Source organism: Amycolatopsis sp. NBC_00348, assembly GCF_036114655.1.
Taxonomy (GTDB): Bacteria; Actinomycetota; Actinomycetes; order Mycobacteriales; family Pseudonocardiaceae; genus Amycolatopsis.
The window spans coordinates 998,583-1,020,702 of record NZ_CP107994.1 but is presented as its reverse complement, the minus strand read 5'-3'; the positions used below and the strand labels follow the sequence as shown (position 1 = coordinate 1,020,702).

General features: G+C 73.7%; 18 protein-coding genes. 10 read left to right on the top strand and 8 right to left on the bottom strand.

Going from position 1 to position 22,120, the window contains the following annotated elements; genetic code table 11:
* Positions 1 to 52: 52 nt before the first annotated feature.
* Positions 53 to 1,027 (top strand): DUF5937 family protein, encoded by a 975-nt coding sequence (locus OHS58_RS04905; protein WP_328647279.1) that lies wholly within the window; start codon positions 53 to 55, stop codon positions 1,025 to 1,027.
* Positions 1,028 to 1,112: 85 nt separating this feature from the next.
* Here OHS58_RS04905 and OHS58_RS04900 read toward each other — a convergent pair whose 3' ends face one another.
* Positions 1,113 to 1,631 carry a TetR/AcrR family transcriptional regulator gene (locus OHS58_RS04900; protein WP_442792342.1) on the bottom strand — a complete coding sequence of 173 codons (519 nt, stop codon included), beginning with the start codon at positions 1,629 to 1,631 and terminating at the stop codon, positions 1,113 to 1,115.
* Between the two features lie 94 nt (positions 1,632 to 1,725).
* Between OHS58_RS04900 and OHS58_RS04895 the strand changes: the two genes are divergently transcribed.
* On the top strand, positions 1,726 to 2,613 hold the full coding sequence (locus OHS58_RS04895; RefSeq protein ID WP_328647278.1) for an NADP-dependent oxidoreductase: 888 nt from the start codon (positions 1,726 to 1,728) through the stop codon (positions 2,611 to 2,613).
* A gap of 743 nt (positions 2,614 to 3,356) precedes the next feature.
* Here the strand turns inward: OHS58_RS04895 and OHS58_RS04890 are convergent.
* From OHS58_RS04890 to OHS58_RS04875, 4 genes are all read right to left on the bottom strand, one after another.
* Positions 3,357 to 5,231: a helix-turn-helix domain-containing protein gene (locus tag OHS58_RS04890; protein ID WP_328647277.1), complete on the bottom strand. Its 1,875-nt coding sequence runs from the start codon at positions 5,229 to 5,231 to the stop codon at positions 3,357 to 3,359.
* Position 5,232: 1 nt separating this feature from the next.
* Positions 5,233 to 6,561, bottom strand: coding sequence for an MFS transporter (locus OHS58_RS04885; protein WP_326951585.1), 1,329 nt, complete (start codon positions 6,559 to 6,561; stop codon positions 5,233 to 5,235).
* Between the two features lie 56 nt (positions 6,562 to 6,617).
* Positions 6,618 to 7,367, bottom strand: a complete 750-nt coding sequence (locus tag OHS58_RS04880; RefSeq protein WP_328647276.1) for a 3-hydroxybutyrate dehydrogenase — start codon at positions 7,365 to 7,367, stop codon at positions 6,618 to 6,620.
* A gap of 82 nt (positions 7,368 to 7,449) precedes the next feature.
* Positions 7,450 to 7,842 carry a VOC family protein gene (locus tag OHS58_RS04875; RefSeq protein ID WP_328647275.1) on the bottom strand — a complete coding sequence of 131 codons (393 nt, stop codon included), beginning with the start codon at positions 7,840 to 7,842 and terminating at the stop codon, positions 7,450 to 7,452.
* 86 nt (positions 7,843 to 7,928) lie between these two features.
* Between OHS58_RS04875 and OHS58_RS04870 the strand changes: the two genes are divergently transcribed.
* Both OHS58_RS04870 and OHS58_RS04865 read left to right on the top strand, forming a co-directional pair.
* Positions 7,929 to 8,867, top strand: coding sequence for a helix-turn-helix transcriptional regulator (locus tag OHS58_RS04870; protein ID WP_328647274.1), 939 nt, complete (start codon positions 7,929 to 7,931; stop codon positions 8,865 to 8,867).
* 223 nt (positions 8,868 to 9,090) lie between these two features.
* Complete coding sequence (locus tag OHS58_RS04865) at positions 9,091 to 11,157, top strand: AMP-binding protein (RefSeq protein WP_326951110.1); 2,067 nt, start codon at positions 9,091 to 9,093, stop codon at positions 11,155 to 11,157.
* Positions 11,158 to 11,354: 197 nt separating this feature from the next.
* Here OHS58_RS04865 and OHS58_RS04860 read toward each other — a convergent pair whose 3' ends face one another.
* From OHS58_RS04860 to OHS58_RS04850, 3 genes are read right to left on the bottom strand one after another with little or no spacing between them, the layout of a single operon-like run.
* Positions 11,355 to 12,224 carry an alpha/beta hydrolase gene (locus OHS58_RS04860; protein WP_328647273.1) on the bottom strand — a complete coding sequence of 290 codons (870 nt, stop codon included), beginning with the start codon at positions 12,222 to 12,224 and terminating at the stop codon, positions 11,355 to 11,357.
* The gene (locus OHS58_RS04855; protein WP_328647272.1) at positions 12,221 to 13,282 is read right to left on the bottom strand and encodes a tartrate dehydrogenase; all 1,062 of its coding nucleotides are present in this window, start codon (positions 13,280 to 13,282) and stop codon (positions 12,221 to 12,223) included. Before OHS58_RS04855 ends, OHS58_RS04860 begins: the two co-directional genes overlap by 4 nt.
* 45 nt (positions 13,283 to 13,327) lie before the next feature.
* Positions 13,328 to 14,218: a LysR family transcriptional regulator gene (locus tag OHS58_RS04850; RefSeq protein WP_328647271.1), complete on the bottom strand. Its 891-nt coding sequence runs from the start codon at positions 14,216 to 14,218 to the stop codon at positions 13,328 to 13,330.
* A 156-nt stretch (positions 14,219 to 14,374) separates the two neighbouring features.
* Here OHS58_RS04850 and OHS58_RS04845 point away from each other — a divergent pair, with 156 nt between their 5' ends.
* From OHS58_RS04845 to OHS58_RS04820, 6 genes are all read left to right on the top strand, one after another.
* Entirely contained in the window at positions 14,375 to 15,694 is a 1,320-nt protein-coding gene (locus OHS58_RS04845; protein WP_328647270.1) for an SWIM zinc finger family protein, read from the top strand.
* A 346-nt stretch (positions 15,695 to 16,040) separates the two neighbouring features.
* A complete protein-coding gene (locus tag OHS58_RS04840) occupies positions 16,041 to 17,432 on the top strand; it encodes a DUF5691 domain-containing protein (protein ID WP_328647269.1) in 1,392 nt (463 codons plus the stop codon).
* Entirely contained in the window at positions 17,429 to 18,517 is a 1,089-nt protein-coding gene (locus OHS58_RS04835) for an ATP-binding protein (RefSeq protein ID WP_247053881.1), read from the top strand. Before OHS58_RS04840 ends, OHS58_RS04835 begins: the two co-directional genes overlap by 4 nt.
* Positions 18,514 to 20,700: a DUF5682 family protein gene (locus OHS58_RS04830; protein ID WP_328647268.1), complete on the top strand. Its 2,187-nt coding sequence runs from the start codon at positions 18,514 to 18,516 to the stop codon at positions 20,698 to 20,700. The genes OHS58_RS04835 and OHS58_RS04830 overlap by 4 nt, the downstream gene beginning before the upstream one ends.
* Entirely contained in the window at positions 20,697 to 21,863 is a 1,167-nt protein-coding gene (locus OHS58_RS04825) for a VWA domain-containing protein (RefSeq protein ID WP_326951119.1), read from the top strand. The genes OHS58_RS04830 and OHS58_RS04825 overlap by 4 nt, the downstream gene beginning before the upstream one ends.
* A gap of 91 nt (positions 21,864 to 21,954) precedes the next feature.
* Positions 21,955 to 22,077: a ribosomal protein bL36 gene (locus tag OHS58_RS04820; protein WP_247053887.1), complete on the top strand. Its 123-nt coding sequence runs from the start codon at positions 21,955 to 21,957 to the stop codon at positions 22,075 to 22,077.
* The last annotated feature ends 43 nt before the right edge of the window (positions 22,078 to 22,120 follow it).

Below are 22,120 nucleotides of genomic sequence, written 5' to 3'. Positions count from 1 at the left end.
AAAGCATTCGAGCCGGTTCAAATCCGCCGCGCCCGCTGCTACCGTCGATCCGGTGTTCACGCTGCGGGTCGACGCCGAGACGGTGTCCCGGACCCGCCTGTCGCCGTCACCGGCGTCGGAGTCCGTGGCGTGGCTGAAGCTCGTCGCCGGCTCGGGGCGGCACGCGGTCTTCGGGGATCCCGGGCCGCTCGCCCGCGCGTCGCTCGCCCACCCGGACGTCGCCCTGCTCGCGGAGCTGCTGCCGCGGGGCGGTGACGGCTACACCCCCGACCTGCTCACGCCGCAGCCGGGCGCGGGCACCGGGCCGCGTGAGCTGCTCGACGAGCAGCTCGCCCGGATCGAGGCGACGGCGCAGGACGACCTCGAGTTCCAGATCCTCGACGGCACCCGGGCCCACTGGAGCCGACCGCTCCCCACCGCGATCCGCCGGATCGCGGAGTCGGGCCGGATGCAGCACCGCCTCGCCGCGGGGCTGGCCCGGTTCTGGCGCGACGCCCTGTCCGACGGCTGGCCCGAGCTGCGCTCGATCATCGACCAGGACATCGCCCACCGCGCGCAGACCCTCGTCGGCCACGGCGTCGGCCGGGTGCTCGCCACCCTGCACCCCGACATCGGCTGGACGGGCGACGCGATCACCTTCGACGCGCGGTGGGAGGGCGAAATCGACGTCGCGGGCCGGGATCTGGTCCTCGCACCCAGCGTTCTCGGCTGGCCCGGCGCCGTCATCCAGGTCGACGTGCCCGGCCAGGTCGTGCTCTACTACCCGGCCCACCGGGTCGGCGCCGGCCGCGACCGCAAGCCGGCCACGATCGCGCGGGTGGTGGGCGTCGCCCGCGCGGCGCTGCTGGCGGACCTCGAGACCGCCCGGTCGACCGCGGAGCTGGCCACCCGGATCGGCTACACCCCGGGCACGGTGTCCTACCACCTCAGCGCCCTGCACCGCGCGGGTCTCGTCAGCAAGGTCCGCGACGGGCGTTTCGTTCTGTACCAACGGACTTCCGAAGCGGGCGTCCTCACCGAGGGCTAGGCCGACGCACCGGCTTTCCGGAACCACCGGACTGAGCAGCCCCCGTTTTCCACGCTACCGAAGGGCACCGACAGTTCCCCGGGAGCTAGCCGGCGAGCAGGCCCGTCAGCAACACCCCCGTCAACTGCCGCGCCACCGACGTCGTCCGCGCCGACGTGATCGCCATCAGCGCGACGCGCGCGTCGTCGACCGAGACGCGGGGGCGCAGCACGCCTTCGTCGCGGGCCCGCTCGACCAGCCGGCCGAACGCCTCGGCGTGCTCGCGGCGGCGGTCGGCGAACGCCGGGCCGCCCAGGGCCTCGACGAGGCCGCGCTCCTGGACCTGCCATTCGCCGAAGCGGTGGAACGTCCGGGTCAGCGCGCGGCGGCTGTCCGGGTCGGCCAGCGCGGCCCGCAGCTGCTGCGCGCACCGCTCGACCTGGCCGGCGAGCACGGCGGCGAGGAGGTCGTCGCGGGACGGGAAGTGCCGGTGGACCGTCGCCGGGGCCAGCCCCGCGCGCCGGGCGATCTCGCGCACCGGCAGGTCCGCGCCGTCCCGCGCGAACGCCGCGTGCGCGACCGTCACCAGGTGACGCCGGTTGTGTTCGGCGTCCACCCGGCGCATCCGAGTCGATTCGTCCCGCACGGCTCTCACTTCCCGCTCGTCACCCCTGCTCACTCCTACCGTAGGCGCAGACGTCCCGAGACGAGGAGTGATCGTGTTCGCAGCCTTCTTCGAGCGGTTCGGCCCGCCCGGGGTCCTGTCCGTCGGTGCGCTGCCGGAGCCGCACGCCGGCCCGGGCGAGGTCCGGATCCGCGTGCGGACGGCCGGAGTCTCGCCCGTCGACCTGGCGATCCGCGCCGGGAAGTCGCGCTCGCCCATCGCCTTGCCGCACATCCCCGGCGTGGACGCGGCGGGCGTCGTCGACGAAGGTCCCGGGATCGGCGACGAGGTGTTCGGCGCGGTCGACGTCACCCGCCTCGGCGGGGCGAGCGCCGAGTTCGCGGTCCTCGCGTTCTGGGCGCCGAAACCGCCGTCGATGCCGTGGGAGCAGGCCGGTGGCGCCGCGTCCGGCGTCGAGACGGCGACCCGCGCGCTCGACCTTCTGGCCGTCGGCCCGGGTTCGACCCTGCTGATCGACGGCGCGACCGGCGGGGTCGGCAGCCTCGCCGTCGGCCTGGCCCTGGCCCGCGGCGCGCGGGTGCTCGGCACCGGCGCCCCGGAGAACCGCGACTTCCTCGCCGAGCTGGGCGCGGAGCCCGTCGACTACGGCCCCGGCCTGCGCGAACGCGTCACCGGGCCGGTCGACGCGGCTCTCGACGTCGCTGGAAAGGGATCACTGCCGGAGCTGATCGAGCTGACCGGAACGCCGTCGAAGGTGGTCACGCTCGCCGACTTCAGCGGCCCCGAGCACGGCGTCCGCGTTTCGGTCGGCGCGCTCGGCGGTCAGCCGGACGGGCGGCACGGTCTCGCGCGGGCTGCCGCGCTGTTCGGGGAAGGCCGCTTCCACGTGCCGGTGCAGGCGGTGTTCCCGCTGGCCGAAGCGGCCGCGGCGCACGCGGTGGCCGGGCCGCGGCGGGGCAAGATCGTGCTCGCCGTGCCCTAGCCCGCTGGTGGCCGACGATCAGCGCGACGATCGCGGCGACCGAGAGCACCGCCAGGAACGCGGCGGGGGTGACCGGCAGGCCGAAGTCGTCGACGAGCCAGTACCCGAGGTCCGAGCCGTTGATGTCACCCCCGAAGGTCATGACCGTGCCGAAGCCGACCGTCACGGGCAGCAGCCACGAGCGGGTGAGGATCTCCACCCGCGACGGCCACGCCGGTCCCGGCAGGAGCACGCCGGCCAGGGCCGTCAGGGGCAGGACCGCGAACGGCCACACCAAGGCACCCAGCAGCACGGCCGCCGAGCCGAGCAGGGTCAGCAGCACGATCGACGTGTGGATGCCGAAGTCCTCGTCGAGAGAGGGCGTCGACGCCGGAGTGGCCACCAGCATCACCACGAGCCCGGCCGCCACCGGGCCGAACCACGCGAGTGCCGCCTGCCGGCCGGTGGGCCCGCCGTCCCGCGACGACCAGGAGTCGATGTCGCACACCAGTTTCCCGCGCGGTGAAAGGTCCGCGCGGACGTACACGGCCAGCAACACCTGGAGCAGGCCGTTGACGGCGTAGGCACCCAGCAGGATCGCCACACCGGTGCCCTGGCTGTCGACGTCGCCGTCGAGGAAGAACGCGAAGTAGCCCCACAGGCCCGCGACCGTCGCCGCGGCGGCGACGGCGAGTTCGGGCAGGGCGCGGATTTTCATGGGAGGAGAAGGGTATCCGCCGGGAACGCGGCCCGGTGTGGGTCGTTCAACCGAGGCGGTGCAGGCGCAGCGCCAGCTGGATCTCCAGGGCCCGGTCCGGCGCCTGCCAGTCCTCCCCCAGCAGCGACGCGATCCGTTCCAGCCGCTGCACGACGGTGTTGACGTGGACGTGCAGCACGTCCTTCGTCCGCGCCAGCTGCGAACCACTCGCGAAGTACGCGCGCAGCGTCGCGACCAGCTCGGTGCCCCGGCGTTCGTCGTAGCCGAGGACCGGGCCGAGCGTCGCGCGGACGAACGCGCCGAGGTCGGCCTGGTCGCCGAGCAGCTGGCCGAGGAAACCGAGGCCGGCCATGTCCGCGCCCTCGCCGGCGCGGCCGAGCGCGAGCAGCGCCCGCACGCACCGCGCCGCTTCGGCGTGGGCCGCGGCCAGGGCTTCGGGCCCCGCGCCGGGACCGGCCGCGCCGACGGTGACCGGTCGCCCGGTCACCGCGCCGAGGTCGGCGGCGACGCGGCGGGCCAGCTCGCCCGGGTCGCCGGTGCCCAGCAGGACGACCTCCTCCGCGTGCACCCCGACCAGCGTCGCGTGCCGGACGGCGGCGCTCGCGAGCCGTCGCCGGGAGACGTCGTCGGCGTGCACGACCAGCACCGCGTGCGGCGCGGCGAGGTCGATGCCGAGCCGTCGGCCGCGGGCGAGCAGCGCGCGCGGGTTGCGGCCGGGCGCGGTGAGCAGGTCGGTCAGCAGCTCGCCGCGGACCTCGTCCTCGGCCCGCACCACCGACCGCCGCAGCATGAGCAGCAACGCCGTCACGACGCCGGCGCGTTCGAACAGCCGCCGGTCCGGATCGGCGAGGTCCGCCCGGCCGGTCAGCACCAGGCTGCCGAGCAGTTCCGGACCGGCCTGCACCGAGCAGACCCAGGAGTCCGCGTCGGACACCGTGGGCACGGCCCGGCCCGCCGCCCGGGACGCGGCGAGCGCGGCCGGGTCGTGGCGCGCCGGGTCCGCCGAGTGCGCCAGGACGGCGCCTTCGGTGTCGAACACCGTGAGGGCGCCGCGCAGCACGCCGGCGACCGCCGCGGCGACGTCCGGCAGGTCGCCGCCGCGCAGCACCAGGTCGGTGAGGCGGTCGTGCGCGTCTTCGGCGCGTTCCATCGCCTCGTTGTGCGCGCGGATCGTCGCGTTGGCCTCGTTGAGTTCCGCGACGGCGCGGCGCGTCTGGTCGAGGAGGTTCGCGCTGTCCAGGGCGATCGCCGCGTGGTCGGCCAGCGACGACAGCAGCGCCACTTCGTCCGCGGAGAACTCGCGCGCACTGCGGTCGGACGCGAAGAGCACGCCGAGCACCTTCGAGCCGATCGCCAGCGGGACGCCGAGGATCGCGGTCAGGCCTTCGTCCTTGACACCGGAGTCGATGTGGCGGGTGTGCCGGAAGCGTTCGTCGGTGAAGTAGTCCGCCGTCGAGTACGGCCGCGCGGTCTGCGCGACGAGCCCGCCGAGGCCCTCGCCCATGCCGAGCACGATCTGCTGGAACTCCGCCGACACCGAGCCGTCGCTGACCCGGATGTAGGTCTTGCCCTCGGCCTCGTTGTTGAGGCTGAGATACGAGACGTCGACGCCGAGCAGCGCCCGCGCGCGGCGGACGATCGAGCGCAGCACGGTGTCCGGTTCGGACAGTCCGGCCAGCTCGCTCGCGGTGTCGAACAACGCGACCAGCTGCGCCTCGCGCCGCCGGTGCTCGGCCAGCGTCTCGCGGATGCGCAGGGCCAGCTCGCCCGCGTTGGCCAGCGCGGTCAGGTCGGCGGCGCCGAGGGCGCCCTCGGCGCGCGCGGCCACGACGACGTGCGCCAGCTGCTCGGTGCTCGCCCCGGAGGCGAGCAGGTCGAGCAGCCGGCGCAGCGCGTCCGAGGGTGCGGTCACGGCGGTCATGCTAGGGCGAAACGGTCGCCGTCTCCGCTTGGACGTCGTCGTCGTGCAGGGATTCGCCACGCGTTTCGCGGGAGGCGAGCAGCGCGACGACCGTGATCAGGCACATCGCGGCGACGTACAGCGACACCGGAATCGTGCTGCCCCAGCTCTGGAACAGCGCCACGGCGATCAGCGGCGCGACGGCCCCGGCCGCGATCGACGACAGCTGCCCGCCGACGGAAAGGCCGGTGTAGCGGACGCGGGTCGGGAACTGCTCGGCGAAGAAGGCGGCCTGCGGCCCGTACATCGCGCCGTGCAGCACCAGCCCGACGGTCGTCGCCAGCACGATCACCGCGGCCGACTTCGTGTCCAGCAGCGCGAAGAACGCGAAGCCCCACAAGGCCATGCCGATCGCGCCGAACAAGTACACCGGACGCCGGCCGACGCGGTCCGACAGCGCGCCCCACAACGGGATCGTCACGAAGTGCACGGCCGAGCCGATCAGCACCGCGCTCAGGCCGAGGCCCTTCGCCAGGTGCAGCCCGGTCGTGACGTACACCAGGATGAACGCCGTCAGCACGTAGTAGGAGACGTTCTCGGCCATCCGCGCGCCGATCGTGACGAGCACCTGGCGCCAGCTGTCGCGGAAGACCTCGACGACAGGAACGTGCTTCCCGGGCCGCTCCTCGGCGCGGCGCTGGGCGGCCAGGAACACCGGCGACTCCGAGACGGCCAGCCGGATCCACAGACCGATCACCAGCAGCACGCCGGAGAGCAGGAACGGGACCCGCCAGCCCCAGGCCAGGAACGTCGCGTCGGACTGCGTGGCGGACAGGATCGCCAGCACACCGGTGGCGAGCAGGTTGCCGCCGGGCGCGCCGCACTGCGGCCACGACGCCCAGAACCCGCGCCGCTTCGCGTCCCCGTGTTCGGAGACGATCAGCACCGCGCCACCCCATTCACCGCCGAGCGCGAAGCCCTGGACCAGGCGCAGCAGCGTGAGCAGGACCGGCGCGGCGACGCCCGCGGTGGCGTACGTCGGCAGCACGCCCATCAGGCAGGTCGAGCCGCCCATCAGGACCAGGCTGAAGATCAGGAGCTTCTTCCGGCCGAGCCGGTCGCCGTAGTGGCCGAAGACGAGCCCGCCGATCGGCCGCGCGAGGAACCCGACGGCGTAGGTGAGGAACGCCAGCAGCGTGCCGGTGAGCGGGTTCGCCGTCGGGAAGAACACCTTGTTGAACACCAGCGCGGCGGCGGAGGTGTAGAGGAAGAAGTCGTACCACTCGATGGTGGTGCCGATCAGGCTCGCGCCGACGATCTTGGCGATCGCCGACCGCGGGGGCTGGCTCACTGCGGCGTGCGATTCGGCGTCCAAAACGGGCTCCACTTCCTTGTGGCGGACGGGTTCTAGGCGGCGGTCCAGCCGCCGTCGAGCGGGATGGAGGCCCCGGTGACGTGGCCGGCGTGCGGCGAGCACAGCCACGTCACCAGGGAAGCGACGTCCCGGGGTTCGATGAGCTTCTTGATCGCGGCGCGCTTGAGGAGGACCTCCGCGACGACGTCCTCACGCGGGATGTCGTGCTCGGCGGCCTGCGCGTCGATCTGCCCGTCGACGAGCGGGGTGCGGACGTAGCCGGGGTTGACGCAGTTGCTGGTGACGCCGTGTTCGGCGCCCTCCAGCGCGGCGACCTTGGAGAGCCCTTCGAGCCCGTGCTTCGCGGTGACGTACGCGGCTTTGTAGGCGGAGGCGCGAAGCCCGTGGACGCTCGACATGTTGACGATCCGTCCCCACCCCCGCGCGTACATCGACGGGAGGCTCCGCCGGATGAGCAGGAAGGGCGCGGTGACCATCAGCGCCTGGATGCGCGCGAACTGCGCGGGCGGGAAGTCCTCGAGCGACGCGACGTGCTGGATCCCGGCGTTGTTGACAAGGATGTCGACCTCGGCCGGGAGCGCGTCGATGGCGCCGGCGTCGGTGAGGTCGACGGCGTGCGCCCACCCCCCGACCTCGGTGGCCGCGGCCTCGGCGTTCTCCGCGTCGACGTCGACGACGTGCACCTTGGCCCCGGCCGCGGCGAGGGCGCGGACGCAGGCCAGGCCGATACCGCCGGCCCCGCCGGTGACGAGGGCGGTGCGCCCGTCCAGATCGCTGGTCATGGACGGGAACGGTAAGCGCGCCACCGGTGACGAGCCATGTGCGCGGAACCCACAACCCGGGAAGATCCAGTGGTCGCCGCAGCTATGAACGTTCCGTCAGCACGGACAGGTAGTGCACGTTGGTCATGACGCCGAGGACGTTGCCGAACGGGTCGACGACCGAGGCCGTCACGAAGCCCGGGCCGCGCTCGGTGATCGGCTCGTACTCCTTCGCGCCCAGCTCGTGGAGCCGGGCGACCGTCGCCTCGAGGTCGTCGACGTGCCAGTAGACGATCTCGCCGCCCGGTGTGTCCGCGCCCGCCGGGGCGTACTTGCGGTCGATGAGGCCGAGTTCGTGCTGGTAGTCGCCGATGCGGAACTCGGCGTAGCCGGGGCGGTGGAAGTAGGGCTCGATGCCCAGGAACTCCGTGTACCAGGCCTGCGCGGCCGCGTGGTCGTCGGCGAAGTACGAGACGGTGGCCATTCCTCGCAGCATGTCTGCTCCTTCTTCCTTCGGTGTGGAGACAGCATGCGGGATGAAAGTGCGCACCGAGTGAGCACTTTGTTTGCGAGACTGCTCCCATGCGCGCCGACCGCCTCGTGGCCACCCTCCTGCTGATGCAGACCCGCGGCCGCGTCACCGCGGGCGAGCTGGCCGCGGAGCTGGAGGTCTCCGTCGCGACCGCCCGCCGCGACCTCGAAGCGCTCTCGGCCGCCGGCGTGCCCGTCTACCCGCAGCCCGGCCGGGGCGGGGGCTGGCAGCTCGTCGGCGGCGCGCGGACCGACCTGTCCGGCCTCACCTCCCGTGAGGCGCAGGCCCTGTTCCTCCTGGCCGGCCCCGCGGCGGCGATCGCGCCGGAGGTGAAGTCGGCGCTGCGCAAGCTGATGGGCGCGCTGCCCGGCACGTTCCGCGCGGACGCCGAGGCCGCGGCGGACGCGGTGGTCGTCGACCAGGCGGGCTGGGGCGAGCGGCCGAAGGCCCGGCCGCCGATGGTCGAGGCGCTGCGGGACGCCGTCATCGCGCGTCGCAAGGTCCGCCTGACGTACGCGGGGCGCGAGACGTCGGAGCGGCTCGTCGACCCGTGGGGCCTGGTCGACAAGGACGACGTCTGGTACCTCGTCGCCGGTACCGAGAAGGGCCGGCGCACGTTCCGCGTCGACCGGATCATCGCGGCCGAGCCGATCGACGCCGTCGCGGACCGGCCGTCGGACCTCGAACTGGCGCGGGTGTGGGAAGAAGTCGTCGAAGAAGTCGAAAAACGCCGCTCCCCGCTCACTGCGGACGTCGTGCTCGACCGGCGGTACCTGAGGGTGCTGCGCGACCGGTTCGGCCGGCACTGCGAGCTGATCGGCGAGCTGCCGGGCGACCGCGTGCGCGTCCGGGTCGCCGCGCCGGCGCCGATCATGATCGCCCAGGAGCTGGCCGGCTGGGGTGCGCTGATCGAGGTCGAAGGTCCGGAATCCGTACGTGCGGAGCTGGCTCGCCTCGGATCCGAACTGGTCGCTCGGTACCGCCACTGACCGGGTGAAGATCTTTTAGCGCTTCTACTGAGCGTGCGCTTTGTCCTGCCAGACTCGGTAAACACCGTTCATCGGTACACTGTGGACAGTGCAAACACCCACCAAGAGTGTCCGTTACTCTCCGGTATCATGCCGTTCGGAGTATCCGTGCTCACCCGTTTGCTGCTACCGTAACGCCTCCGTGACCTGAACGTGTGTTCGGTGACTTCGGTGAGGGCAGACGATGCGTGACGATGTGATCGAGGCGAGTGCCGTGGTCGGGCATCCGCCGGAGGTGGTGTGGCAGATCGTCGGATCGCCGGAGTGGTATTCCCGGTTCGTTCCGGAGATCAGCTGGTGCGAGGTCCAGGAACCGGCCTCGCGCGGCCGGGGTCCCAAGGGCCTGATCCGGATCGTCCCCGAGCGCCGCCCGATGCTGGAGACGCAGATCCAGGCCGTCGTGTACCGGCCGGGCGAGCACGTCGTGTGGTGCGGAGTCCCCGACGACGGCACGTGGGTGTCCCTGGAGCTGAGACCCCTGGCCGGCGGGAAGACCGAGCTGTTCGTCCGGATGATGCTGCAGCCGGCGCACATGGAGCTGGTGTCGTCCATCAAGAAGGACATCCGCGTCGTCGCGCGGCGCCTCGACCTGCACCTGTCCGGTCGGGCCGACCCGGACGCCGACCGCGAAGGCGTCAAGGCCACCAAGATCCGCACCACCGGCATCCTGGTGCGCGCCGGGGTGCTCAGCCCCGGCCGGCCGGACAAGCTGGCGCGCCAGCTCAACTCCGTGGCGCAGTGGGGCGCGACCGTCGCGGGCGGCTACCAGGCCGCCGCGGCGCGCGCCGTCGACCAACCCGCGCTGCACGACGAGCGCAACGTCCGCACCTTCGGCCAGGTCCAGGAACGCAGCGACCGGCTCACCAACGCGCTCTCCGAGCTCGGCGTCAACGAGCGTGACCGGATCGCGCTCATGTGCCGCAACCACTCCGCGATGGTCGAGTCGTTCGTCGCGGCCAGCAAGCTCGGCGCCGACGTCATCCTGCTGAACACCGGCCTCTCCGCCTCGTCGGTCAAGGACGTGCTGGCCGAGCACCGCCCGGCCGCCGTGCTGGCCGACGACGAGTTCGCCCAGACCATCGCGAACGTCCCCGGCGACTTCGCGCGCATCAGCACCTGGCCGGACTCCGAGACCGGCTACCCGACCGTCGACGAGCTGATCCAGGCCGCCCCGGCCGACCGGCCCAAGCCCGTGGAGCGCCCGGGCCGGCTGATCGTGCTCACCTCCGGCACCACCGGGACGCCGAAGGGCGCGCGCCGCCCGACCCCGAAGGGCATGGGCGCGGCCGCGTCGATCCTCGACCGGATCCCGCTGCGCTCGGGCGACCGGATCCTCGTGGCGGCGCCGCTGTTCCACAGCTGGGGCCTGGCCGCGATGCAGATCGGGATGGCCCTGCGGTCACCGCTGGCGCTGGTCCGCAAGTTCGACGCCGAAGAGACCCTGCGGACGATCGCCGAGCAGCGGTGCGACGCGCTGTTCGTCGTGCCGATCATGCTGCAGCGGATCATGGACCTGCCCGAACGCGTCCGCGCGCGCTACGACCTGTCGTCGCTGCGGATCGTCGCGAGCAGCGGGTCGGCGATGTCCGGGGCGTTCGTGACGTCCTTCATGGACACCTTCGGCGACGTCCTCTACAACTTCTACGGCTCGACCGAGGTCTCCTGGGCGAGCATCGCCGACCCCGCCGACCTGCGCGCCGCCCCGACCACCGCGGGCCGCTGCCCGCTCGGCACGAGCGTCGCGATCCTCGACGAGGACCGCAAGCCGGTGCCCCCGGGCGGCGAGGGCCAGATCTTCGTCGGCAACGACATGCTGTTCGACGGCTACACCTCCGGCACGGACCCGGCGCGGGCGGCGGACCTGATGGCCACCGGCGACGTCGGCTACCTCGACGCGGCGGGCCGGCTGTTCGTCACCGGCCGGGCCGACGAGATGATCGTGTCCGGCGGCGAGAACGTCTTCCCGCGCCCGGTCGAAGAAGCCCTGGTCGCGCTGCCCGGCGTGCACGACGCGGCGGTGGTCGGCGTGGCCGACGCGGAGTGGGGCCAGCGGCTGGCCGCCTACGTCGTCCCTCGGCGCGGCGCTTCCCTGCACGCGGAGGACATCCGGCAGTACATCCACCACCGCCTGGCCCGCTTCGCCGTGCCGCGTGACGTCTACTTCGTGCCGGACCTGCCGCGCAACGCGACGGGCAAGATCCTCAAGCGCCTGCTGCACGACGACACCTGGCCGGCCACCACGGACTACTGAGACACCGGCTGCCGCAGCACGGTCCTGAGCTTCCCGGGTGCCGCGCGTCGACGGCTTCCGCGCGCCTGGCCAGCGCGACGGCGAGCCGTTCGGGCGGGACGACGGGGCTGTTCGCGAGGCCGGCCAGCACCGGCGGGTGCACCGGGCGCAGTTCGGCGATCGCCGCCTCAGTTCCAGTGCTGGAATACCGCGTGGAGTCAACCGAAGAAGTCCGCCAGTTCGGCCGCGACCTCGGCCGGGGCCTCCTCGGGCAGGTAGTGATCCGAAGGCAGGGCCCGGCCGGTGACGTCTTCGGCGTACCCGCGCCAGACGTCGAGGACTTCGTAGCTGCGGCCGACGAAGCTGCGTTCGCCCCACAGCGCCCGGACGGGGACCTGGAGGCGACGGCCGGCGACGGCCTCGTCGTGCTCCAGGTCGACGGTCGCGGCGGCCCGGTAGTCCGCGCAGGACGCGGCGATCGACGCCTCGTCGAAACACCGCACGTACTCGGCCATCGCGGCCGGGTCGAACGGCGTGCCGCCCGCGTGCCGCGACGTCATCCGGGCGCGGATCCAGAACTCCGGGTCGGCGCCGATCATCCGCTCCGGGATGCCGTGGCCCGCGGTGAGGAAGAACCAGTGCCAGTAGCCGGTCGCGAAGTCCCGGTCGGCGCAGGCGAACGCGTGCCGCGTCGGCACGATGTCGAGCACGGCCAGCGCGCGCACGGCGTCCGGCCGGTCGAGGGCCAGCCGGTGCGCGACGCGGCCGCCGCGGTCGTGCCCGGCGACGGCGAAGCGGTCGAAGCCGAGTTCGGCCATCACGGCGACCTGGTCTCTTGCCATGGCCCGCTTCGAGTACTCCGCGTCTCCGTTGGTGGGAGCGGGTTTGCCGCTGTCGCCGTAACCGCGCAGGTCGGTCGCCACGACCGTGAAACGCTCCGCGAGCAGCGGCGCGACGGCGTGCCAGATCACGTGCGTCTGCGGGTAGCCGTGCAGCAGCAGGACCGGCGGGCCCTCGCCGCCGACGGCGCAGCGGATCGGGACACCCGCGTCGACCGTGCGGTACCGGAACGGCAACGGGACGCTCATCGGGCTCCTCCCAGCTCGTCGAGCACCGCGCGGGTGAAGCTCACCGTCGTCGCGGTGCCGCCCAGGTCGGGCGTGCGCAGCCGAGTCTTCGCCAGCACCGCGGCGAGCGCACGTTCGACGTCGGCGGCGGCTTCGGCGTGGCCGAGGTGCGCCAGCAGCAGCGCGGCCGTCCAGATCGCGCCGATCGGGTTCGCGATCCCGCGCCCGGCGATGTCCGGCGCGGAGCCGTGCACCGGCTCGAACATCGACGGATAGTCGCGTTCGGGGTTGAGGTTGGCGGCCGGCGCGAGGCCGATCCCGCCCGCGACGGCCGCCGCGAGATCGCTGAGGATGTCGCCGAAGAGGTTGGACGCGACGACGACGTCGAAGCGGCCCGGGTCGAGCACGAACTTCGCGGCGAGGGCGTCGATGTGCTCGGACTCGACGTCGACCTCGGGCCGCGTGGCGGCGCGCTCGGCGACGATCTCGTCCCAGAACGGCATGGTGTGCACGATGCCGTTGGACTTCGTCGCCGACGTCAGCTTCCCGCGACGACGTTGCGCGAGGTCGAGGGCGTAGTCGACGACGCGCGTGACGCCGGCACGGGTAAAGACGGCCTCCTGCACGGCGAGCTCGTCGGGCCGGCCGCGGTTGAGGCGGCCGCCGATCTCGCTGTACTCGCCCTCGACGTTCTCCCGGACCACGACGAAGTCGACGTCGCGAGCGCCACGGACCGGGCTGTCGAGGCCGTCGAACACCCGGATCGGACGGAGGTTGACGTACTGCCGGAAGCCGCGGCGCAGCGGGATGAGCAGGCCCCACAGGGAAACGTGGTCGGGCACGCCGGGCGCGCCGACGGCGCCGAGGAAGAGCGCGTCGTGGTGGCGGACGCGGTCGAGGCCGTCGGCGGGCCTCATCGCGCCCTCGGCGAGGTAGCGCTCGCAGGACCAGTCGAACTCGTCGTAGCGGAAGGCGACGCCGTGCCGTGCGCCGGCGGCGTCGAGCACGGCGCAGGCCGCCGGGGTCACTTCGCGGCCGATGCCGTCGCCGGGGATGAGGGCGATGCGGTGGGAGGTCATGCCCTCGATGTCAGCAGGCGGCGGTGGCCCGCGTCCAAGACCGGATCACGGCCCGTCCGATAGGCTCTGCCTATCGATCGTGGCCACGAACGCGGCCGCCGTCGGCGTCAGCGCCGCCCGGCCGACCAGCGCGACGTGCAGGTGGGCGGGCGGATCCAGCGCGAACACCCGCGCCCCGGCCCGCTCCGCGAGCGACGTCCACGAGTCGGCCAGCACGGCCATCCCGACCCCGCCCAGCACCAGCGGCAGGATGGCCTCGCGGTGCTCGGTCTCGACGACCGGCACGACGTCGACGCCGCTCGCCCGGATGTCGTCGACCAGCCGCCGCATGCCGGTGCCCGGCTGGCCCACGATGAGCCGCCGGCCGTCGAGCTGCTCGCGCCGCACCGGCTCGCCCTCCGGGAAGGGCGCGTCCGGCCCGGTGACCAGCACGAACCGCTGCCGGCCGCACGGGATGACCGTGAGCCCGGCGGCTTCGAGCGGCTCGGGACCGGCGGCGAGGCCGAGTTCGGTGACGCCGCCGCGGACCATGCCGAGGACGTCGTCCGGGGTGAACGCCGAGCGCACGGCCACCGTCAGCCCGGGGTGGCGCGCGGTGAACCGCCGGATCATCCCGCTGAGCGGCTCGACCGCCTGCGACGGCATGGCGGCGATCTCGACCCGCCCCGCCTCGAGCCCGCCGACCGAGTCGACGGCGGCCCGCGCGGCGTCGAGCCCGCGGACGATCTGCCGGGCGGGTTCGACCAGGGCGTGCCCGGCCTGGGTCAGCACGAGCCGCCGGCCGACGCGGTCGAACAGGCGGATGCCGAGGTCGCGTTCGAGGACCCGGACGGCTTGGGAGAGCGAGGGTTGCGCGATGTAGAGGGCGTGCGCGGCCCGGCTCATCCCGCCGTGGTCGACCACGGCGAGGAAGTACTCGAGCTGCCGCGCGTCCACACTCACCTCCGGGGCGGCCCAGCATAGATCGCGACCCCGCCGAACCCGGACTGACCTGCGCTCACGGAAATTGTCGGTGGGTACTGGCATGCTTCGTCGGGTAAGCCACCCCGGGCCTCCCGCCCGGGGAAACCGACCGGACAGCAAAGGAAACCAGTGGGGGGACAGGTGGTGACGGCGGTGCCGTGGACCGCGGAACGCGTGGCCGGGCTCGCCCCGGATCCCGCTTCGGAGAAGGCCGGGCGGGCGCTCGCGACACCGGCGAAGTGGTCCGGCGCGGGCGTGAACGAGGACGCGGTCTGGGGCTTCTGCCAAGGCAGCGGCAAGAAGCCGTACCAGACGTGCGTCGAGCTGGCCGAGCCCGCGTTCCGGTGTTCCTGCCCCAGCCGCAAGTTCCCGTGCAAGCACGCGGTCGGGCTGCTGCTGATGTGGGCCGCCGGGCAGGTCGCCGCGGAGGCGCCGCCGGAGTGGGTGAGCACGTGGCTCGCCGAGCGGGCGGACCGGGCGCGGAAGGCGGAGCAACGCGCGGAAGCCGCGGGCCCCAAGGACGAAGAGGCCGCGGCGAAGCGGGCCGAAGGCCGCGCGGCGCGCGTCGAAGGCGGCGTCGCGGAGCTGAAGGTGTGGCTGACCGACCGGGTCGGCGCGGGGTTCGCGGGCTTCGACCGCAACGGTGCCGAGGAGCTGCGCACGGTCGCGGCCCGGATGGTCGACGCGCAGGCGTCGGGCCTGGCCGGCGGCCTGCGGCGGGCGGCCGGGATCGTCGGCCGCCGCGACTGGCCGGACGCGCTGCTGGCCGAGCTGTCACTGTTGTTCCTGCTCGCGGACGCCGCGGGCCGGCTGAGCGGACTGCCGCCGGAGCTGGCGGAAACCGTGCGGACGCGGCTCGGGTTCTCGGTCGAGACGGCGCGGGTCCTGGAGAGCGGCGAGCGCGTCTCGGACGAGTGGCTGATCACCGGCGCGGCCGACGAGGAGAACGACCGGCTGCTGACCCGGCGCACCTGGCTGCGCGGCCGGCTCACCGGGCGGGACGCGCTGGTGCTCTCGTTCGCGCCGCCGGGCCGCCCGCTCGACGCGTCGCTGCCGCCCGGGCACCTGCTGGCGGCGGAGCTGGCGTTCTACCCGGGCGCCGCGCCGCTGCGCGCCTTGGTGGCGGAGAAGGGAATTCCGCTGCCGGCCCCGTCGGCCGAGGGCGGCTCGATCGACGGCGCGCTGGCGGCGTACGCCCGGGCGATGGCGGCGGACCCGTGGCTGGAACGCTGGCCGGTCCTGCTCTCGGAGGTGACCCCGGCCGAACACGCCGGCGGCTGGTGTCTGTCCGAAAAGGACGGAACGGCGCTCCCCCTGGTGCCGTACGCGTTCCCGTGGTCACTGCTGGCGCTGTCGGCGGGCGGCCCGCTGACGGTGGCGGCGGAATGGAGCCAAGCGGGCCTGCGCCCGCTGACGTGCTGGCACGAGAACCGAGCGGTGCGGCTATGACCCAAACCAGCCCCGCGCCGCCCCTCCAGACACGCGTGTCGACCCACCAAACACACGAGTCGACCGCCCAAGCACACGAACCGACCCTCTGGGTACGCGAGCCGACTCTCCAGGCACGCGAGTCGACCCCCTGGGTACGCGAACCGACCCTCCAGACACACGTGTCGACCCTCCAATCACGCGTGTCGACTCCCCCATCACGCGAGTCGACCTTCCGATCACGCGTGTCGACCCTTCAAACACACGTGTCGTCCCCCCAGACACCCGAGTCGACCCAATGCGCACGAGTGCCGGGATCGCTCGCCGGTCCACCGAACCCCCACCCGCAGACCAAGGAGGTGCGCTCGTGAAAGCCTGGGACGACCTCGTCGGCACCGCGCTCCTCGGCACCCGCCGGCGCCCGCTCGACCTGAGCACCCAGCCCGCCGCGGCCCGGGAGCTCGCCACCGAACGCGACGAGCCCGCGGAACAGCTGCTGGCCGCCGCCGCGGTGCTGACCACCTACCGGCGGGCCGGGCGGCGGGCGCTCGGGGACGTCAAGCCGCTGCCCGCCGCGGCGCCCGACGAGCGGCCGTTCGTGCCCGCTCTCGCGCGGGAACGGCTCGCCCGGCTGCTGGCCGCGAGCCACCCCGACCTGCTCCAGGAGTGGCTCGGCATCCTGGCCGGGACGCCCTACCGCGTCCCGCCGGAGTTCCTGCCCCTGCTGGCCGAAGCCGCGCGGACCAAGACCGGGCTGCGGGGGCCGCTCGTCGCCGTCGCCGGGTCCCTCGGCGCGTGGCTCGGGCAGCGCAACCCCGACTGGGCCTTCCTCGCCGCGCCCGCCGAGGAGTCCGGTGACGTCTGGCAGTACGGCAGCCTCGCCCAGCGCCGCCGCTGGCTGGCCGCGCGGCTGACCGACGATCCGGACACGGCCCGCGAGGCGCTGACGACGTCGTGGAAGAGCGAGCCCGGCGACGTCCGCGCCGACTTCCTCGGGGTGCTCGCCGGGCACGTCCGGGACGCCGACGAGGACTTCCTCGAAGCTGCCCTCACCGACCGGGCGGCGGCCGTCCGCGAGAAGGCCGCGGACCTGCTCGGCCGGTTGCCGGACACGCGCCACGGGCACCGGATGGCCGAACGGCTGCGGCCGCTCGTCCGCCGCCGGGGCCGGATCCTCGAAATCTCCCTGCCCCGGACCGAACGCGGCCGGGAAGAGGGCACCGTCCGGCTGCGCACGCTGATCGCCGCCGCGCCGCTGTCGTTCTGGACGGAGTTCGGGCCGCCCGCCGAGGTGGTGCGGATGACCGTCGAGGGCTGCCCGCCCGGCGTCCTGCGTGACGCCTGGGCGTCCGCGGCCTTGCGCCAGGGCGACGAAACCTGGGCGCACGCCCTGATCGGCGCCGACCCCGGCGGGCGCACCACCCCGCCGCTGCTCGGCGTGCTGAGCCCGGCGAGCCAGGCCACCACCATCGCGCACCTGGTCGGGCGGCTGCCCACCGAGTCGTTCGCCCGGCTGGTGCACGAGCTGCCCCGGCCGTGGACGGCCGAGCTCGGCACCGCGCTGCTCGACTGGATCGCCCGCCAGGACGACCACCGCCTGGTCTCGCACGCCGCCGTCGTGATCGCCCGCGCGGTCCCGCCCGGCTGCCTGCGCCACCCGCTGGCCACCACCCGGCTGACCATGGACGCCGGGCCGTGGCGCCGGGCGCTCACCGAAACGTTGAACTTCCGCCGCGAAATGTACGAGGAGCTCGCATGACCGCCCCCGCCACCGTCCTCCGGCCGCACGCCGAACAGGACCACGCCGCCGAACTGGCCGCCCTGGCCGCCGCCGACGAGCGGGCCAAGCCGCCGAACTGGCTGCTGTCCCCGTGGGCCGTCGTCGAGTACCTGCTCGGCGGGACCCTGCCGGACGGCACCGTGATCACGCCCAAGTACGTCGGCCCGCGGCGGCTGATCGAGGTCGCCGTCGCCACCCTGGCCACCGACCGCGCGCTGCTGCTGCTCGGCGTGCCCGGCACGGCGAAGACGTGGGTGTCCGAGCACCTGTGCGCCGCGATCAGCGGCGACTCGACGCTGCTGGTGCAGGGCACGGCGGGCACGTCCGAAGAGTCGATCCGCTACGGCTGGAACTACGCCCGGCTGATCGCCGAGGGCCCGAGCGCGGCCGCCCTCGTCGAAAGCCCGGTGGTGCGTGCGATGCGCGACGGCAAGCTGGCCCGGCTCGAGGAGCTGACGCGCATCCCGGCCGACGTCCAGGACACGCTGATCACCATCCTGTCCGAGAAGACGCTCCCGATCCCGGAGCTGGGTGACGAGGTGCAGGCGCGGCCCGGGTTCAACATGATCGCGACGGCGAACAACCGCGACAAGGGCGTCAACGAGCTGTCGAGCGCGCTGCGGCGGCGGTTCAACACCGTGGTCCTGCCGCTGCCGGACAGCGCGGAGGCGGAGGTCGAGATCGTCAGCCGCCGGGTCCGGGAGCTGGGCACGTCGCTGCAGCTGCCCGCGGAGGCCGCCGAGCTGGCCGAGATCCGCCGGGTCGTCACGGTGTTCCGCGAGCTGCGCTCGGGCCGCACCGAAGACGGCCGCACGGCGGTGAAGTCGCCGTCCGGCACGCTGTCCACCGCCGAGGCGATCAGCGTGCTCACCGGCGGCCTGGCCCTGGCGGCCCACTTCGGCGACGGCGTCCTGCGCCCGCACGACGTCGCGGCCGGCATCCACGGCGCGGTGGTCAAGGACCCGGTCGCCGACCGCGCGATCTGGCTGGAGTACCTGGAGACGGTCGTCCGCGAGCGCGACGGCTGGGCCGACTTCTACCGGGCCGGCCAGGAGATTTCGTGACCACTACGCACCTGCTGGGCATCCGCCACCACGGTCCGGGTTCGGCCCGGGCCGTGGCGGCGCGGCTGGCGGAGCTCGCACCGGACGTCGTCCTGATCGAGGGGCCGCCGGAGGCCGACGCGCTCGTCGAACTGACCGAGGACCCGGCGATGGCGCCCCCGGTGGCGCTGCTGGCGTACGCGACCGACGACGTCTCGCGCGCGGCGTTCTGGCCGTTCGCCGTCTTCAGTCCCGAGTGGCAAGCGCTTGTGTACGCCCGCGAGGCCGGCGTCCCGGTGCGGTTCTGCGACCTGCCGGCCGCGAACACGTTCGCCGCCGGGCCGGACGACCTCGGCGCGCCCCACGGTGATCCGCTCGCCGGGCTGGCGGCCGCGGGTGGCTACGACGACCCCGAACGCTGGTGGGACGACGTCGTCGAGTCGCGGCGGGACGACGCGTCGCCGTTCGAGGTGATCGCCGAGGCGATGACCGCGTTGCGCGAAGACGAAGAGCCGCCGCAGGGCAACGAAGCGCGCCGCGAGGCCTACATGCGCTCGGTGCTGCGCCGCACGCGCAAGGACGGCTTCGAGAACATCGCCGTCGTGTGCGGGGCGTGGCACGTGCCCGCGCTGGCCGACCCGCTGCCGCCGGCGTCGCACGACGCGGCCGTCCTCAAAGGACTCCCGAAGCGGAAGGTCGCGTGCACCTGGGTGCCGTGGACGCACGGGCGCCTCGCCACGGCCAGCGGCTACGGCGCAGGAGTCCTGTCACCGGGCTGGTACCACCACCTCTTCACCACGGCCGAGGACGTGACGACGCGCTGGCTGACGGGCGTCGCGGCGGTGCTGCGCGAAGAGGACCTGCCGGTCTCGACCGCGCACGTCATCGAGGCGGTCCGGCTGGCCGAGGCGCTGGCCGCGCTGCGCGGCCGGTCGTCGGCGGGGCTGGCGGAGGTCACCGAAGCCACCCGGTCGGTGCTGTGCGGCGGGGACGACGTGCAGGTCGGGCTGGTCACCCGGCGCCTCGTCGTCGGCGAACGCCTCGGCGAGGTGCCGGACCGCGTGCCGCAGCCGCCGCTGGCCGCGGACCTGACCGCGACCGCGAAACGCCTGCGGCTGAAGAAGGACCCGATCGTCAAGGAGCTCGACCTCGACCTGCGGACCCCGGGCGGGCTGGACCGCTCGCGGCTGCTGCACCGGCTGCGCGTGCTCGGCATCGAGTGGGGCAGCCGGGAGGCGTCGGCACGGCGGAACCGCGGCACGTTCCGGGAGACCTGGGCGCTGTGCTGGGAGCCGTCGTTCGAGGTCGACCTCGTCGCGGCGGCCGTGCACGGCACCACCGTGCCGTCGGCGGCGGCGTCTGCCGTCCGCGACACCGTCGAAGGCACCCCGCCGCTCGACGAGGTCACCACCGCCGTCGAGAACTGCCTGCTCGCCGACCTGGCCGACGCGCTGCCCGACGCGCTCGCGGCGCTCGACGCAAGGGCCGCGGCCGACTCGGACGTCGCGCGGCTGATGTCCGCGCTGCCGGCGCTGGCCCGGGCGACCCGCTACGGCGACGTCCGCGGCACCGACACCGGCGCGTTGCGCGCGGTCGCCCTGCGGATGCTGGAGCGGGTCTGCGCCGGCCTCCCGCCGGCGACCCACGGCATTGACGACGACGCCGCGGCCCGGTTCTGCAAGCTGATCGACGGCGTCCACGACGCGACCGCGTTGCTGGGCGACGAGGCGAAGGACCGCTGGCTGGCCGCGCTGGCCCGGCTCGCCGAACGCCCGGCGCTGCCACCGCTGCTGTCCGGGCGGCTGTCCCGGATCCTGCACGACGCCGGGCTGCTCGGCGCGCTCGACATCGAGCTGCGGCTCGGCCGGGCGCTCACGCCGGGCGTCACGCCGTCGGCGGGCGCGGCCTACGTCGAAGGCTTCTTCGACGGCGGGGCGCTGCTGCTGGTGCACGACGAGGGCCTGCTGCGGGTGATCGACGCCTGGCTCGCGGCGATCCCGGCCGACGTCTTCACCGAGGTGCTTCCGTTGCTGCGGCGGACTTTCGGGGCGTTCAGCAGCCCCGAGAAGCGCGCGATCGGACAGCGGGCGGCCGGGCTCACCGGCGCCGCGCGGGTCGTCGTGCCGACAGCTGACGAACTGGACGAGGAACGGGCCGAGCGGGTGCTGCCCGTCATGGCGACATTGCTGGGGGTGGGGGCATGAGCGTGGACACGGACCGGTTGCGCCGCTGGCGGCTGGTGCTGGGCGGCGAAGGCGCCGAGGGCTCGGGCCTGGCCGACGCCCAGCTGTCCGAAGAGGACAGTGGCGTGGACAAGGCCCTGGCGGCCCTTTACGACAAGCCGGACGAGGACGCCGCCGGCGGGCCGCGGAGCGCGAACCTCGGCGCGTCGGCGCCGCGGGTCGCGCGCTGGCTCGGCGACGTCCGGCGGTACTTCCCCAGCACCGTCGTGCAGGTGATGCAGCGCGACGCCGTCGACCGGCTCGGGCTGACCCGGATGCTGCTGGAGAAGGAGCTGCTCTCGGCGGTCGAGCCGGACGTCCACCTGGTCGGCACCCTGCTTTCGCTCAACAGCGTGCTGCCCGAGGAGACCAAGGAGACCGCGCGCGAGGTCGTCCGCAAGGTCGTCGAGGAGCTGGAGCGGCGGCTCGCCGACCGCACCCGCGCGGCGATCAAGGGCGCGCTCGACAAGGCGTCGCGCACGCACCGGCCGCGTCCGGGCGACATCAACTGGGCGCGCACGATCCACGCGAACCTCAAGCACTACTCCCCCGAGCTGCGCACGATCGTGCCGGAGAAGCTGATCGGCTTCGGCCGGCGGCAGCAGGCGGTGCAGCGCGACGTGATCCTGGCCGTCGACCAGTCGGGCTCGATGGCGGAGTCGGTGGTGTACTCCGGGCTGTTCGGCGCGGTGCTGGCGTCGATGCGCGCGCTGAAGACGTCGTTCGTCGCGTTCGACACCGAGGTCGCGGACCTCACCGAGCACCTCGCCGACCCGGTCGACGTGCTGTTCGGCACCCAGCTGGGCGGCGGCACCGACATCAACCGCGCGATCGCCTACTGCCAGGGCCTGGTCGGGCGCCCCGAGCAGACGCTGCTGGTGCTGATCAGCGACCTCTACGAGGGCGGCGACGAGGACGAGCTGCTGCAGCGCGTCGCCGAGCTGGTCGGCTCGGGGGTCCAGGTGGTGACCTTGCTGGCCCTGTCGGACTCGGGCGCGCCGTCGTACGACCACGAGAACGCGGCGGCCCTGGCCGAGCTGGGCGTCCCGGCGTTCGCCTGCACCCCGGACCAGTTCCCGGAACTGATGGCCGCGGCTGTCCGAGGCGACGACCTGCAGGCCTGGGCGGCCCGAGAGAACAGCTGAGTTGCGGGATTAAACCCACCCCGGCCACTGTTGAAGCCACCGTGGGACGCATTCGGGGCCCGCACCGCCGACCAGGAAGGGACGGCTCACCATGAAGGTCCGCAGTTCGCTTCGTTCGCTCGCCCGCCAGCCGGGCGCCCAGGTGATCCGCCGCGGCACGCGCGTGTTCGTGATCAACAAGGACAACCCGCGCGCCAAGGGCCGCCAGGGCTGACCCGCGGGTTACGCAACGCATCGACCGGGCCCCGGAACCACAC